Here is a 15,106-nt window from a genome sequence, read left to right on the forward strand (position 1 = left end):
TTGGTTTATGGCGCGCGTCATCGGAGAGTGTAGCACGAAAATCGTACAGAGGCGCGGCGTCAGGCAGTGCCGATCTGCGGGTGTCCGAAATAGGCCCGCAGATGGGGCAGGGCGACAAGTTGCGCCGCGATCAGGAGCAGCGCGATCGGCCAGATCAGCAGCGTGCCGGGCGCGGCAAGTGTAATCAGCGGGATCGCGACCAGCACGAGTGCGGTCGTCAGCGCAGCGCGGCCAACCTGTGGCAGCGCCATAACCCGCGACAGCCGCCAGAGCGCCACGCCGAGACCGATCGCCTCGCCCGTGACCCCGAGCCAGATCACCGGCACGACCGAGCCGGTCTGGGCAAGCGCCCAATAGCTCACCGGGAGAACCGCGATCCGGGGCAGGTTCCCCCAAAAGCCGTTATCGGTCTGCCCCGCCGAGAGCGCGACCGTGCTCGGCCCGTTCTTGATCGCGCGGAGCGCGTTCATAAGCGCGAAGGGGATCAGGAGCGGCAGGAGGCTTGCATATTTCGTCCCCAGAAGGGCGGTGACGACGAACGGTCCGATCAGGACCGTGCCCAGCAGGAGGGTCGATCCGGTGAGGAACATCCCCTCGAATGTCGCCCCGGCAAGCTGGCGATGCGCGGAGGCGTCCGCACGGCCATGTGCGACCGAGAGTTTCGGTAAAAAGAGGTTCTGCACCGACTTCGCGCCAATCAGCGTGGGCGTCAGCGTCAGTGTCATGCCCATCGCGAAGACCGCCAGCGCCTCCATTCCTGCCAGTCGCCCGACGATGATCTTGTCGCCCTGAAAGACGAGATACATCAGGGCCGCATTGGCCAGAAGCGGCGCGCCGAAACGCAGGTTCGCGCGCATCTCGGCGCGGTCGAGGCGCAGGCGGTAGCGGCGCTCGGCCATCAGGTGCGAGACCAGAACCCCGAGGGCTGCGTGCAGCAGGATCGCCCAAAGCGCCACCTGCCAGTCGTCGAAGAGACGCGAGAGCGGCCAGATTGCGATCAGCGCGGCCAGTGCGGGCAGGGCGCCTGTCAGCAGCATCGGGCGATAGTGGTCCCTGCGCTGGGCGCGGTGGATGTCGAAATGCTGCGCCGCCGTCAGGAGCGGTACCAGCGCGAGCCAGCGATAGGCAGATGCGGCCTCCGGGATCGCGAGGAAGTCGGCGATCGGCCCCGCCAGCACGAACAGCGCCGCCGCCGCGATCACGCCGCGCAGCAGTTGAAAACCTTGCAGTGCGGCCTGAAACGCGGGGTCGTCGCCGCGCTTGGACTGCACGATCTGCTGCTGCAGCCCCAGCGTCGAGCCCATCTCGATCACCGCCATCACCATCGCGAAGGTCGCGGCCACGCCGTAATCGGCGACCGGGATCAGCCGCGCGATTGCGAGGTTGCGCGCGAGCATCAGTGCCGAGGTGGCGGCGTTCCCGCTGAGGATGAAGATCGCGGTGCGAAGCATGTACTGTCCGATATGGCGCGGGGTTTGGCCGCCCGCGCATGTTTTGCGCCCATAATCCCGCCCCGGGTACCGCTTGGTCAAGCGCGGCATTACGGCTGTGGCCTGACGGCCACGTCAACCGAGGTCTCCGGCGGTGTTCCGCCTTGCCAGATTCCCGGCTTTGCTGTTCAACTTCGTGAAAAAGCAGAGCGGCCGAGCATGAACCATCACAGCCCCATTTCGACGCCTTCGAGCGATGCGCTCTCGCAAGTCGCTGCGGGCGATCTCTGTGCAGGCTGCGGGCTGTGCGCCGGGGTCGCGCCTGACGAGATCGCGATGGAGCTCGACGCGCGCGGCTTTCTGCGCCCGGTGCAAAGCGCCGAGATCAGCGCGCGTGCGGAGACCGCGATTGCCGCCTGCTGCCCGGGCTTGGGCCAGAGCGCTCAGCGCGTCGCGCCCGGAGAGGAGCCGCTCTGGGGGCGGTTCATGGAGATGAAGAGCGGCCATGCCACCGACGCGGATCTGCGCCATGCGGGGGCTTCGGGCGGGGCGCTCTCGGCGCTGGCGCTGCATCTGCTGCAATCGGGGCGCGTCGATGCCATTGCGCAGATCGAGCCCGATCCCGAGAACCCGATCGGCAATCGAATGCGGCTGAGTACCACGCGCGAGGAAGTTCTGGGGGCGGCGGGCTCGCGCTATGCGCCCTCGGCCCCACTGGCCGATCTGTCGTCGCTGATCGCGGATGGGCGACGCTTCGCGGTGATCGGGAAGCCTTGCGATGCGGTGGCACTGCGGGCGCTTGTGGCGCGCGATCCGAAACTCGCGCGGACTTTCCCGGTGATCCTGTCCTTCTTCTGCGCGGGCGTTCCCAGCGCGGAGGGCGCGCGGGAGTTGCTGGCGGAAATGGGCGCGCCCGAGGATCGACTGACAGGCCTGCGCTATCGCGGCAATGGCTGGCCGGGCAAGACGGTGGCCACGCTACATGATGGCGCCACCCGCGAGACGAGCTATCACGCGGCCTGGGGCGGGGTGCTCTCGCGCCATGTCCAGCATCGCTGCAAGATTTGCGCCGATGGCACCGGGGTTGCCGCCGATCTGGTCTGCGCCGATGCGTGGGAAGCCGATGACGAAGGCTATCCGCTGTTCGAAGAGGCGCCGGGGCGCAGCCTGATCGTGGCGCGCACGCGGCTCGGCGCGGACATTCTGAGGGAGGCCGAGGCGGCAGAGGCGGTCGAGACCGCGCCGTTCGATGTGGCGGAACTCGCCGCGATCCAACCCGGTCAGCGCGAACGCCGCCGCGCCCTTTTCGCGCGTCTCGCGGCGCTCAAGCTGATGGCACGCCCGATCCCGCGCTACGAGGGGATGAACCTGCGCGCCTGCGCGTTGCAGAACCCGGTGACGCGGAACCTGCGCAACTTCGCAGGCACGATGCGCCGCGTCTGGCGAGGACGGATATGAACCGCACGCTGCGCGTCTGCCTGATCTTCCACTCGACGCGCTCGGACAATCTTGGCGTCGGCGCGCTGACCGTGTCGGAGATCGCCCTGCTGCGCGATCTGGCCACGAAAGCGGGGCGCGAGATCGCGATTACCGTGCTCGACTGGAAGGACCGGCGCGCGCCCTATGTCGCGGGCGAAGACCTGCGGCTGATCGAGGTGGATGGCGCGTTTCTGAAATCTCCCAAAGGGTTGTGGGCCGAAGTTAAGGGCGCCGATCTGGTGATCGACATTGGCGGCGGCGACAGTTTCGCGGACATCTACGGCACCTCGCGGCTGGTGAAGATGTTCTGGATGAAGTTCGCCGCCCATCTCGCGGGCACGCCTTTGGTGGTCGCGCCGCAGACCGTGGGGCCGTTCACCAAGGGCTGGTCGAAGCGGCTGGCGCGGATGAGCCTCAACCGTTCGGCTTTGGTGGCGGTGCGCGACGAACGCTCGCGCGCGGCGCTGGACGATCTGGGCTATCGCGGCGCTCCAGTTCTGGCCTCCGATCTGGCGCTGCGGCTGCCTTTTGATCCGCCCGCGCCGCGTGATGGTGGGCCGGTGCGCGTCGGTCTCAATGTCTCGGGGCTGTTGATGGCGGGGGGCTATCACGGGAGCAATGATTTCGGGATGGCGCTGGATTATCCCGCGCTGATCGCGCGCGCGATCGACTGGTTCAAGGGGCAGGGAGCGGAGGTCCATCTGGTCCCGCATGTGATCGTGCCCGAAGGCCCGATGGTGATCGAGGATGACCTGCGCGCCTGTGAGACGCTGGCGGCCGAGCATGACGTGATCTGCGCGCCTGCCTTCGCAAGCCCCTCCGGGGCCAAGAGCTATATCGCCGGGCTCGATTTCTTCACCGGGGCGCGGATGCATGCCTGTATCGCGGCATTTTCGGCGGGTGTCGCGGTGGTGCCGCTTGCCTATAGCCGAAAGTTCGCGGGGCTTTTCGGCGCGCTTGGCTACGATCACACGGTCGATGCGACCACGGCGGCTGCGGATACGGTGATGGCGGCGCTGGAGCGAGGGTTCGCCAATCGCGAGACGCTGGCCGCAGAGGCGCAATCGGCGCTGGCGCGGGGGATCGACCGGCTCGCCGTCTATGACGCGGCGCTGTTAAACCTGATGAAGGCGCTGTGATGGCCGAGGCCGCGATCATCATCCCGCATTACAATGACGTCTCGCGGCTGATGCGCTGCCTGGAAACGCTTTCGCCGCAGCTGGATGCGCGTTGCGAGCTGCTGGTGGTCGACAATGGCTCGACCGATGATCTTGGCCCCGTCCGCGCGGCCTATCCCGACCTTCGGATCGTCACCGAGACCAAGAAGGGCGCGGCAGAGGCCCGCAATCGCGGCGTGGCGGAGACGACGGCGGAGCGGCTGTTCTTCATCGACAGCGATTGCGTGGCCGACCCGAACTGGATCGCGACCGCTTTCGCCGTGGCCGGGCAGGGCGATCTGGTCGGCGGGCATGTCTTCGTCTTCGAAGAGACTCCGCCGCCGCGTTCCGGCGCGGAGGCGTTCGAGACCGTCTTCGCATTCGATTTCCGCCGCTATATCGAGGAGAAAGGCTTCTCCGGCACCGGCAACCTGCTGACCCGGCGCGATGTTTATGAGGCCACCGGCCCCTTCATCGCCGGGCTGTCGGAAGATCTGGACTGGTGCCGTCGGGCGACCGCGAAGGGGTATTCTCTGGTTTATGCAGAAAGGCTGCGCGTGGGCCATCCGTCGCGGCAGGATTGGGCGGCGCTGTCGCGCAAATGGCGGCGCCTGACCGAGGAAGGCTTCGGTGTGAATGGCGCGAGCCTGCCCGCGCGGCTGCGTTGGGGCGCGAAGGCGCTGTTGATGCCGGTGTCGATACTCGCCCATCTGCCGAAGGTCCTGCGCCATCCCGAGCTGAACGGTGCGACCGAGCGTCGCCGCGCGGTGGGGACGCTCGCAAGGCTGCGGCTCGCGCGGATGGGCTGGATGCTGCGGCAGGTGATTTTCGGGCGGCTTTAGCGGCGCGAAGGCCACAAAGGCGACGTGAAAAGTTAAATCTGGGTTAAAGCACTTGCTGCCTTGATCGCCCTCACGCTAGCGTGACGTCAAGACATCAGAGCCGCAAGAAGCGGCCCGGGACAGGCAGGCAGCGATGGAGCAGATCGCATTCACCACGAGGCATGCGGCCCGCGTCGGATGGCGTGGGCTTTTGGCCGTCGGATTTGTCATGCTCGGCGCATGGCCCGCAATGGCGCGCGACTGGCAGGTCTCGGATACGGAAGCACTCGCGCGGATCGGGGCGAAGCTGGAGCCGGGCGATACGGTCCTGATCGCGCCGGGCGACTATGACGCTCTCGAGCTGCGGGGTATGGCGGGGCGCGAGGATGCGCCGATCACCTTTCGCTCTGCCGATCCGGGCAACCCGGCGGTGATCGCGCGAATGGACCTGCAGGAGGTCAGTCATGTCGTGATCGAGGCGGTGATTTTCGACTATCGTTACGCAGAGGGAGACCGGTCCAACACGCGCCCGTTTCAGGTCTTTACCACGCGCGATCTGACAATCCGCAATGTAGTGTTCGACGGTGACCTCGCGCCGCCCGATCCCGAGTTGATCGAACAGGGCCCGCTGCCGACTGCTTTCGGCCTCGCCGTGCGCGCCTCGACCGGGATCAGGGTCGAGAGCTCCGAGTTCCGACGCTTCTATCGCGGCGCGATCTTCACCGATTGCACCGATCTGAATCTGGTCGGCAACGATATCCACGACATGCGGATGGACGGGCTAAACTTCGCCCAGATCGAGCGCGCCGAGATCGCGGGCAACCACATTCACGATTTCCGTCGCGCGGTCGCGTCCGGCGATCATGCCGACATGATCCAGTTCTGGACCGCAGGCACCGAACGCCCCAGCCGCGACATCGCGATCCGGGGCAATCTGCTCAATTCCGGGGAGGGCGGCTTCACCCAGTCGATCCTGATGCGCAACGAGCTGGTCGATCGCGGCAAGGCCGGGGCGGAGATGTTCTACCGCAACGTCGAGATCAGCGGGAACGTCATCATCAACGCCCACCTGCACGGGATCACTTTGGGGGAGGCGGACGGCGTGAAGATCGCCAACAACACGCTCATCCATGATGTCTATTCCGAGGGCGAGAAACGCGATCCGGTTCTCTGGATCCCGCAGATCCGCGTGGCGCGCGACGCCCGCGCCGTCGAGATCGCCCGCAATGCGGTGAGCGAGATCGCAGGGCCCGCGGGGCAGCCCGACTGGAGGGTACGGGACAACCTGCTGATCCAGGACATCACGCCGCAGCGCGCGGGCTATTACGACGATATTTTCGTCGCCGCGCGCACCGGTGCGCCGCGTGAGATCGCGAATTACGCCTATCTGCCGAGTGGTCCATTGGCCGGGAGCGGGATCGGTGCGCCGATGCTGGATATCCTCGGCGGTCCGGATGCGTTCCAGCCGGTCATGCGGTTTGCCCGCGGCGAGGGAGGCGGCACGACGCTGCAATTCGATGCGCGCGCGAGTGTGCTTCCCGAAGGCGTGGACCCCGCCGAGGTCGCCTATGAATGGCAGATCGACGGGCAGACCAGTCTCGATGGTGTGCAGGTGCCGGTGGGCTTCCGAATGCCGGGTCGGCACAAAGCGACCCTCTCGCTCACGCTGCCCGATGGGCGGAGCGCGCAGAGCACCGGCTACGTCATGGTCCGCGGCGACCGTATCCTCAGCTACGATCCGCAACTGGGCCGGGTGATCTCGCATGCCGGGTCGCAGCCGAAAGTGCTCGACTCGATCCCGCTCAGCCCCGGCGCATTGGAATTCGGGCTCGGCGGGGGCGCAGTGGTGATCCCGCGCGAGATGGTCGCCCCTCTCTTCGGAGCAGATCGCTTCTCGCTGCATATGAGCCTGCGAGCGATGGGCGATTACAAATCCGCGGGAGAACTGTTGCGCCTGCATCAATCGCTGATCGTGCGGGTTACCGGGCGCGGTACCTTCGAGGTCGAGTTCTGGCCCGAGAGTGGGCAGCGGCTGTTCCTCCGCACCAAACGCGTGCCGATCTATGACGGAAAATGGCACGACATCACCTTCCGCTACGCCTCGGAGGATAGTCTTTTCGAGGTGCTGGCGGGCGAGGAGGTGATCGGCAAAGGCACCGTCTCGGGGCGGCTCAAGCCGATGGAATATTGGGGCCTTGCGCTGGGCAATCCCTTCGGCAAGGGCAGCTTCCACGGCGAGCTTGAAGCCCTTGATCTGATCGCGAGCCGCCCGGCGGTGAGCGGGGCGATGCGCTGATGCGCGCCGGGGCGATCGGTGGCACCATGCCGGAGCATGCGCGCCCGACACGCCGTGCGGGTGGGCGAAACCGCATTGCCGAGACCGCCGCGCTCGCGACCGCGAAACTGCCGTGGCCGGTGCTGTTGTTCGTGCTGTCGATCCTGCTGCCCTTCAAGTTCAACCTCGGCCCGCTTGCGATCACCGGAAGCCGTCTCGTGCTGATGTTCTTCATCCTGCCCGCCTTCGCGCGGGTCTTCAGCGGGCGCGCGGGGCGGATATTGCCGGTGGACTGGCTGTTCCTGTTCCATGCGCTGTGGCTGTCGGTCGCGCTCGCGGTCAACAACCCGGATCGCGTCATTCAGCAAGCGGGCTCGGTGGGGCTCGAGGTGCTGGGAGGCTACCTGATCGGGCGCGCCTATATCCGCTCGCGCGAGGATTTCGCGGCGCTGGGCAAGGTGCTGATCTGGTCGGTGCTGATCCTGACGCCATTTTCGCTTTACGAGACCAAGACCGGCACGACCCTGATCCCGACGCTGATCGACAAGCTGCCGGGAATGAGCACGATCACCTACAACTTTCAGGAGCCGCGCTTGGGGCTGGAGCGTGTGCAGGGCCCCTTCGCGCATCCGATCCATTTCGGGCTCTATTGCTCGGTCGTCTTCGCCTTCGCCTTCGTGGCCTTCGACGGGATCAAATCGCTCGGGTGGCGGGTGGTGGCGAGCGGGATGATCCTGCTCAATGGCTTTCTCGCGCTGTCTTCGGGCGCGCTTCTGTCGCTGCTGCTGCAACTGGGGCTGATCGGCTGGTATATCACCTTCGTGCGGATCGAATGGCGCTGGTGGCTGCTGACGGGGCTCTTCGCTTTCGCCTATGTCACGGTTGACCTGCTGTCGAACCGCTCGCCGATCATGGTGTTTCTCAGCTACGCGACCTTCTCGGCCCATACCGCCTATTGGCGCACGATCATCTTCGAGTGGGGGCTGAAGAATGTCTGGGCCAACCCGGTCTTCGGGATCGGCCTGAACGACTGGGTGCGACCGTGGTACATGTATTCCGGCTCGATGGATAATTTCTGGCTGGTGATGGCGGTGCGCTATGGCATCCCCGGCTTCCTGCTGGTCACGAGCGGCTATGTCTGGGGGCTGTTCAAGGTGATGTTCCGGGATTTCAGCGGCGATACGCGGATGCAGAATTTCCGTCGCTCCTGGGTGTTCACCTTCGCGGGGATGACCTTCACGCTCTGCACCGTCTATGTCTGGGAATCGATCTACGCCTTCACCTTCTTTCTGTTCGGCGCCGGCATGTGGATGCTGACCGAGGCGGTGAAAGAGCGGGCCGACGACCCCGAGGACACGGCACGGCCTGAGGCGCGTGCCACCAGCTACACGCGGTTTGCACAGAGTCATCGGCGGGATTAACGGCCGATCTTTGCCCGCGCCTCCGGGCTGAGCGCGGCCAGAACCGGATCGGGCGGTGCCATTCCGAAAAAACCCCGCAACAGGGCCGCGGCTTCCGTTCCATGCCCCTGCGCCCGCAATTGCGCGGCTTTGGCAAGCGACCACGCCGCGCCGCCGATCAGACCGGCGGGGAAATGGCGGCGCAGGAACATCGCTCGTGCGCGATGCTTGAAATATTGCGAGAACGGCGAGGCGACCGAGCCCATCCGCTGCGAGCCGATCGCCGTGCCCGCGACGTGATGAACGATTGCGCCTGCGCAATAGGAGATCGGCAGATTGCCCCGGCGCAGCGCCCAGTCGACCTCCTCGTAATAGAGGAAATAATCTTCCGTCAGAGGCCCCGCGCGCTCGAGATGGGCGCGGGTGGCGACTAGGCTCGCGCCGGTGACGAAGTCGATGTGCTCCGGGTCCGGAGCAGGGCTGTCCGCGGGGGCAAACTGGTTCAGGTTATGGGTGATCCCGGTGCGCCGGTCGATCACTCCGCCGTCAATCTGGATCGTATCTGGCGCGTCACCATAGACCACCCGATGCGCGATCATCGCGGCGCCTCGCGGTCCGGGATCATGCGAGACGAGGGCGGCAGGCGTCTCGGGCGGCACCACGCAATCGGGGTTGAGCAGCCAGAACCGGTCGGGCGCGGGATTGGCCGCGAGCCGCGCGAGGCCAAGATTGACGCCCGCAGCAAACCCGCCATTGGCTCCCGCCTCGATCAGCGCAATGCCTTCCTGACCCGCCTCCGCAGCCCCCATCAGATCGGGGACAGCCGCGCGGATCACCTCGACCGTGTCATCGGGCGAGGCATTGTCGACTACCACCACATGCAGCGCCACGCCGGTCGCCGCCCGCAGCGAGGCGAGGCAGGCCGCGATCACGTCCGAGGACCGATAGGTGACGATGACGACACCCAGAGCAGGATCGGTGGCGGGATGCGGCTCGGCCATGTCGCTCGGGCTCAGGCCCCGCGCGACAGCGCCGCGACCCCGGTGCGGGCCACTTCGGCCAGACCCAGCGGGCGCATCAGATCGGCGAAAGCGTCGATCTTCTCGGGCGTGCCGGTGATCTCGAAGACAAAGCTCTCCAGCGTCGAGTCGACCACATTGGCGCGAAAGATCTCGGCCAGACGCAGCGCTTCGATACGCTTGTCGCCGGTCCCCGCAACCTTGATCAGCGCCAGTTCGCGCTCGACCGGATAGCCCTCGACGGTCAGGTCCTTCACTTCGTGAACCGGCACGATGCGGCCCAGCTGTGCCTTGATCTGGTCGATCACGTTCTCGGTGCCGCGGGTGACGACGGTGATCCGGCTGCGATGGCCCTTATGGTCCACCTCGGCCACGGTCAGGCTGTCGATGTTGTAGCCGCGGCCCGAGAACAGCCCGATCACACGGGCCAGAACCCCGGCCTCGTTATCCACGATCACGGCGAGCGTATGGCTGCGCTCAATCTGATCGTGGCTGTCGCGCAGGTCGTAAGCGGAATGGCTCGAGGAGCCTTTCTTGATTTTCAGAGCGGCCATTGCCTCTCTCCTTTTCCTAGTTCGGACCCGATCTTCGGCTTGGTCCAAATATCCCGGGGGGCCGGGGGCAGAGCCCCCGGCGTCGCTCACACCAGCGCAGCGCCTTCCTTGAAGACATCGGCATCGGCCGCCAGCAGCATCTCGTTATGCGGCTTGCCGGACGGGATCATCGGGAAGCAGTTCTCGTGCTTCTCCACGAGGCAGTCGAATAGCACCGGGCCGTCATGCTTGATCATCTCCATGATCGCATCGTCGAGATCGGCGGGGTCGGAGACCTGCATCCCCTTCCAGCCGAAGCTCTCGGCGAGCTTCACGAAATCGGGCAGGCTTTCGGACCAGCTATGCGAGTAGCGCTCGCCATGCAGCAACTCCTGCCACTGGCGGACCATGCCCAGACGCTCGTTATTGAGGATGAACTGCTTCACCGGCACGCGGAACTGGGTCGCGGTACCCATCTCCTGCATGTTCATCAGCCAGCTCGCCTCGCCCGCCACGTTGATCACGAGGCTCTCGGGATGGGCGATCTGCACGCCGATCGACGCCGGGAAGCCGTAGCCCATCGTGCCCAAGCCCCCGGAGGTCATCCAGCGGTTCGGATCCTCGAAGCCGAGGAACTGCGCGGCCCACATCTGGTGCTGACCCACCTCGGTGGTGATGTAGCGATCCATGCCCTTGGTCAGCTCTTCGAGACGCTGCAGCGCATATTGCGGTTTGATCGTCTTTTCCGAGTTGGTGTAGGCGAGGCAGTTCACCTTCTTCCACTCGTCGATCTTCTTCCACCATTTCTCGATCGCGGGCTTGTTCACCTTGCGCCCGCGCGATTTCCAGACCTTGAGCACGTCTTCGAGCACATGGCCGATATCGCCGAGGATCGGCAGGTCGACGGCGATGATCTTATTGATCGAGGAGGCGTCGATATCGACATGCACCTTGGTCGATTTCGGCGAGAAGTCCGCCACGCGGCCGGTGATCCGGTCGTCGAAGCGCGCGCCGAGGTTGATCATCAGATCGCAGCCATGCATCGCGAGGTTGGCTTCATAGAGGCCGTGCATCCCGAGCATGCCGAGCCAGTTCTTGCCCGAGGCAGGGTAGGCGCCCAGACCCATCAGCGTCGAGGTGATCGGGAAGCCGGTCGCGTCGACCAGTTCGCGCATCAGCTGGCTCGCGGCAGGGCCCGAATTGATCACGCCACCACCGGTATAGAAGACCGGCTTCTCGGCGGTTTCGATCAGCTCGACCAGCTTGGTGATCGCGTCCAGATCGCCTTTCACCTGCGGCTGGTAATGGTCGACCTTCGCGGCTTTCGGCTCGCAGTAAGTGGCCACCGCGAATTGCACGTCCTTGGGCATGTCGATCAGCACCGGGCCGGGGCGGCCCGAGGTCGCCACGTGGAAAGCCTGATGGATCGTCTCGGAGAGTTTCGCGGGGTCTTTCACCAGCCAGTTATGTTTGGTGCAGGGGCGGGTGATGCCCACCGTGTCGGCCTCCTGAAAACCATCGGTGCCCACGAGGAAGGTCGGCACCTGACCCGACAGCACGATCAGCGGGATCGAGTCCATCAGCGCGTCGGTCAGACCCGTCACCGCATTGGTCGCGCCCGGGCCCGAGGTCACCAGCGCCACGCCCGGCTTGCCGGTCGAACGCGCATAGCCTTCGGCCATGTGGATCGCGGCCTGCTCGTGGCGGACGAGAATGTGACGGATGTCGTTTTGCTGGAAAATCTCGTCATAGATCGGAAGGACCGCGCCGCCCGGATAGCCGAAAATTACCTCGACTCCGTGATCCTTCAGCGCCTGAACCACCATCTTCGCGCCGGTCATCTGCCGTGCCATATGCTCACTCCATCCTTGCGCGAGGGCCACGCCGCCCGCCGCTACCTCTCAAGCGTCCAATCGTCCAATAAAAAGCCCCCGGCTTTGAGGCGGGGGCGCATGGGAACCTTCATGGTCTAACCGTTACCGGCCCATGCGCTTGGCTCCTACGACGACAAGAAGAATCGCATCCATTGCGGATCCCTTTCGGACTGCTTTGCGCGGACATTATGAGCGGGTGCAGGAGGCGTCAATGCCCAAACGCTGAATAAAATGTCGCGAAGGGAGGAAATTTCTTCCCGATTGTTGCGCATCGCGGCCTGCGAGTCGCAACTTTGAGAAATCATAAGCGGCATGCGACGCGGGTGCCGCTAGGTCAGTCGCATCAAAGTGATCCCGTTGACGCTTCGTCAGCCGCCAGGTCGGCGCTGGGGAGCGATGTTTTTAGGTCGATCTGGTCAAGTGAACAGACCAGATAGGGCCTTAATTGCTTGACCTTTCGCCTCCACTCGGCCAATCACGGGCAAAGCCTCGGGCAGGCTTTCGGGACAAAATTAGGGAGGAAGTGAGATGGGCGCTTTGCTGGCCCTTTCACGCGCGATCGACCGGATAAACGAGACCATCGGCAAGGCGGTGTCGTGGCTTATTCTGGTGTCGGTCCTCGTGAGTGCGACCAACGCCATTGTACGCAAAGCCTTCGACATGTCGTCGAACGCTTGGCTGGAATTGCAATGGTATCTTTTCGGCGCGGCGTTTCTGGGCGCTGCCGCATACACGCTCAAGCAAAACGAGCATATCCGCATCGACATCATCTATGGTGCGTTCTCGCGGAAAGTGCAGCACTGGATCGATCTGCTCGGGCATATCTTCTTCCTGATGCCGTTCGTCGTGCTGATGCTGTTCAAGCTGACTCCCTTCGTGATGATCTCGATCCGCTCGGGCGAGATGTCGACGAATTCGGGCGGTCTGATCCTGTGGCCGGCCAAGCTCCTGCTGCTGATCGGCTTCTGGCAGCTGTTCTTCCAGGGCGTGTCCGAGATCATCAAGAAGATCGGCGTGATGCGTGGGTTGATCGCGGATCCCCATGCCGACAGCGCGGGCCATCACGGCCATGATCCCATCGCCGAAGAGGAGGGTCTGTAATGCTCGAGCTTATTGCTCAGAACATGGCCCCGATCATGTTCATCTCGCTGATCGTCTTCCTGCTGATCGGCTATCCTGCGGCCTTCGCGCTCGCGGCCAACGGTCTTTTGTTCTTCGTCATCGGCGTTGAACTGTCGGGCTATTCCGGCGGGACGATCAATCTTGACTGGCCGTTGTTGAATGCGATGCCGCAACGGTTCTACGGGGTCTTGTCGAACGAGACCCTACTTGCCATTCCGTTCTTCACATTCATGGGCATCGTGCTCGAGAAATCGGGCATGGCCGAGGATCTCCTCGACACGATCGGTCAGTTGTTCGGTCCGGTGCGCGGCGGTCTCGCCTATGCGGTGATCATCGTGGGCGCGCTTCTGGCGGCGACCACGGGCGTGGTCGCGGCGTCGGTGATCGCTATGGGCCTGATCTCGCTGCCGATCATGTTGCGCTACGGCTATGATCGGAAGGTGGCCACAGGTGTCATTGCGGCGTCTGGGACACTGGCGCAGATCATTCCGCCTTCGCTGGTGCTGATCGTTCTGGCTGACCAGCTGGGTGTTTCGGTGGGTGACATGTACAAGGGCGCGCTGATCCCCGGTATGGTGCTGACCGGCATCTACCTCGGCTACGTGCTCGTGATGTCGATCATCAAGCCGAAGTCGATGCCGGCCCTGCCGAAAGAGGCGCGTACGCTCGGCTCGGGTGTGATGTCGCTCCTTGTCGCGCTGGCAGGTGCGGTCGCGGTCTTCATCTTCGCCGAGAAGTATTTCGAGGCGAGCGGATCGAGCGTCAACAACTCCGAGATCCTGGCTGCCGGTGCGGCCGTGATCGTGGTCTATATCGTGGCCTTGCTCGACAAGGCGCTGAAGATCAACCTGATGAGCCGTCTGGCCCAGCAGGTGGTCATCGTGCTGATCCCGCCGCTGGCGCTGATCTTCCTGGTGCTGGGCACGATCTTCCTGGGTGTTGCGACCCCCACCGAAGGCGGCGCCATGGGCGCGGTCGGCGCGCTGGTGCTGTCGGCGGTCAAGAAGCGTCTGACCTTCCCCGTCGTGCGTGACGCGCTGGCGGCGACGACGCGCCTGTCGGCCTTCGTGCTGTTCATCCTGCTGGGCGCGCGGGTCTTCTCGCTCACCTTCTACGGGGTGAACGGGCAGGTCTGGGTCGAGCATCTGCTGACCTCGCTTCCGGGTGGCCAGTTGGGCTTCCTGATCGTGGTGTCGTTCCTTGTGTTCTTCCTCGCCTTCTTCCTCGATTTCTTCGAGCTGGCCTTCATCATCGTGCCGCTTCTGGCGCCTGCCGCGCAGGCGCTGGGGATCGATCTGATCTGGTTCGGCGTGATCCTGGGCGTGAACATGCAGACCTCGTTCATGCACCCGCCCTTCGGCTTCGCGCTGTTCTACCTGCGCTCGGTCGCGGCCAAGGTACCCTATATCGACAAGGTTACCGGCAAGAAGATGGAGCCGGTGAAGACCTCGCAGATCTACTGGGGCGCAATTCCCTTCGTGTTCATCCAGGTTGCGATGATCGCCATCGTGATCGCCTTCCCGGCCATGGTGATGCACTACAAGGGGCCGCAGGTTGATCTGAAGGACGTCGAGATCAAGCTGCCCCAGATGCCGGGCATGGGCGATGGGGGCGGCCTCGGTGGACTGCCGTCTCTGGCGCCGCTCGGTGGGTCGACCTCTGGCGGGTCAAGCTCGGGAAGCGCGGCTCCGGGCGGGCTGCCCCCGCTTCCCACACCGGGCAGCAACTGATCGACCGTAAAATGAAAGATCGGGGCGGCCTTCAGGGGCCGCCCCTTTTTTATAGAGAGAGAGTGGAGGGCGAGGGATGCGGTATCCTCTTCTGGTGATTTTCGGGGTTTCGTTGCTTGCGCTGGCGGGCTGTGGTGAGACCAAGGAGCAGCGGGCGGCGACGGGCGGCGTGGCCGGTCTCGTCGTGGCGGGCCCTGTCGGAGCGGTCGTCGGGGCCGGGCTAGGTGTGGTGACGCGCAGGAACTGACGAGCAGCCTTTCACGGAG

At 64.6% G+C, this 15,106-nt stretch carries 12 protein-coding genes; 8 read left to right on the plus strand and 4 right to left on the minus strand.

Annotated elements, in window-relative coordinates; all coding sequences use genetic code 11:
• Positions 1 to 59: 59 nt before the first annotated feature.
• Positions 60 to 1,451: an oligosaccharide flippase family protein gene (locus tag B6V74_RS09060; protein ID WP_168184201.1), complete on the minus strand. Its 1,392-nt coding sequence runs from the start codon at positions 1,449 to 1,451 to the stop codon at positions 60 to 62.
• Between the two features lie 198 nt (positions 1,452 to 1,649).
• Between B6V74_RS09060 and B6V74_RS09065 the strand changes: the two genes are divergently transcribed.
• The 5 genes from B6V74_RS09065 to B6V74_RS09085 all read left to right on the plus strand — a co-directional run bounded on the left by B6V74_RS09065 (position 1,650) and on the right by B6V74_RS09085 (position 8,583).
• Positions 1,650 to 2,888 (plus strand): Coenzyme F420 hydrogenase/dehydrogenase, beta subunit C-terminal domain, encoded by a 1,239-nt coding sequence (locus tag B6V74_RS09065; protein WP_088722570.1) that lies wholly within the window; start codon positions 1,650 to 1,652, stop codon positions 2,886 to 2,888.
• On the plus strand, positions 2,885 to 4,048 hold the full coding sequence (locus tag B6V74_RS09070) for a polysaccharide pyruvyl transferase family protein (protein ID WP_088722571.1): 1,164 nt from the start codon (positions 2,885 to 2,887) through the stop codon (positions 4,046 to 4,048). Before B6V74_RS09065 ends, B6V74_RS09070 begins: the two co-directional genes overlap by 4 nt.
• On the plus strand, positions 4,048 to 4,908 hold the full coding sequence (locus B6V74_RS09075) for a glycosyltransferase family 2 protein (protein ID WP_088722572.1): 861 nt from the start codon (positions 4,048 to 4,050) through the stop codon (positions 4,906 to 4,908). The genes B6V74_RS09070 and B6V74_RS09075 overlap by 1 nt, the downstream gene beginning before the upstream one ends.
• Before the next feature lie 133 nt (positions 4,909 to 5,041).
• Positions 5,042 to 7,183 (plus strand): right-handed parallel beta-helix repeat-containing protein, encoded by a 2,142-nt coding sequence (locus tag B6V74_RS09080; RefSeq protein WP_088722573.1) that lies wholly within the window; start codon positions 5,042 to 5,044, stop codon positions 7,181 to 7,183.
• Entirely contained in the window at positions 7,183 to 8,583 is a 1,401-nt protein-coding gene (locus B6V74_RS09085) for an O-antigen ligase family protein (RefSeq protein ID WP_088722574.1), read from the plus strand. The genes B6V74_RS09080 and B6V74_RS09085 overlap by 1 nt, the downstream gene beginning before the upstream one ends.
• Here B6V74_RS09085 and B6V74_RS09090 read toward each other — a convergent pair.
• From B6V74_RS09090 to B6V74_RS09100, 3 genes are all read right to left on the minus strand, one after another.
• A complete protein-coding gene (locus B6V74_RS09090; protein ID WP_088722575.1) occupies positions 8,580 to 9,563 on the minus strand; it encodes a glycosyltransferase family 2 protein in 984 nt (327 codons plus the stop codon). The genes B6V74_RS09085 and B6V74_RS09090 overlap by 4 nt on opposite strands.
• An 11-nt stretch (positions 9,564 to 9,574) precedes the next feature.
• Positions 9,575 to 10,135, minus strand: coding sequence for an acetolactate synthase small subunit (gene ilvN, locus B6V74_RS09095; RefSeq protein WP_075775634.1), 561 nt, complete (start codon positions 10,133 to 10,135; stop codon positions 9,575 to 9,577).
• 86 nt (positions 10,136 to 10,221) lie between these two features.
• On the minus strand, positions 10,222 to 11,967 hold the full coding sequence (locus B6V74_RS09100; RefSeq protein WP_088720194.1) for an acetolactate synthase 3 large subunit: 1,746 nt from the start codon (positions 11,965 to 11,967) through the stop codon (positions 10,222 to 10,224).
• A 549-nt stretch (positions 11,968 to 12,516) separates the two neighbouring features.
• Here B6V74_RS09100 and B6V74_RS09105 point away from each other — a divergent pair.
• The 3 genes from B6V74_RS09105 (at position 12,517) to B6V74_RS18955 (ending at position 15,087) form a co-directional block, all read left to right on the plus strand.
• Positions 12,517 to 13,089: a TRAP transporter small permease subunit gene (locus B6V74_RS09105; protein ID WP_075775632.1), complete on the plus strand. Its 573-nt coding sequence runs from the start codon at positions 12,517 to 12,519 to the stop codon at positions 13,087 to 13,089.
• Complete coding sequence (locus tag B6V74_RS09110; protein WP_075775631.1) at positions 13,089 to 14,840, plus strand: TRAP transporter large permease subunit; 1,752 nt, start codon at positions 13,089 to 13,091, stop codon at positions 14,838 to 14,840. The genes B6V74_RS09105 and B6V74_RS09110 overlap by 1 nt, the downstream gene beginning before the upstream one ends.
• 76 nt (positions 14,841 to 14,916) lie before the next feature.
• On the plus strand, positions 14,917 to 15,087 hold the full coding sequence (locus tag B6V74_RS18955; RefSeq protein WP_166504604.1) for a hypothetical protein: 171 nt from the start codon (positions 14,917 to 14,919) through the stop codon (positions 15,085 to 15,087).
• Positions 15,088 to 15,106: the final 19 nt, after the last annotated feature.

It is taken from the genome of Thioclava sp. F42-5 (assembly GCF_002213195.1).
Classification (GTDB): domain Bacteria; phylum Pseudomonadota; class Alphaproteobacteria; order Rhodobacterales; family Rhodobacteraceae; genus Thioclava; species Thioclava nitratireducens.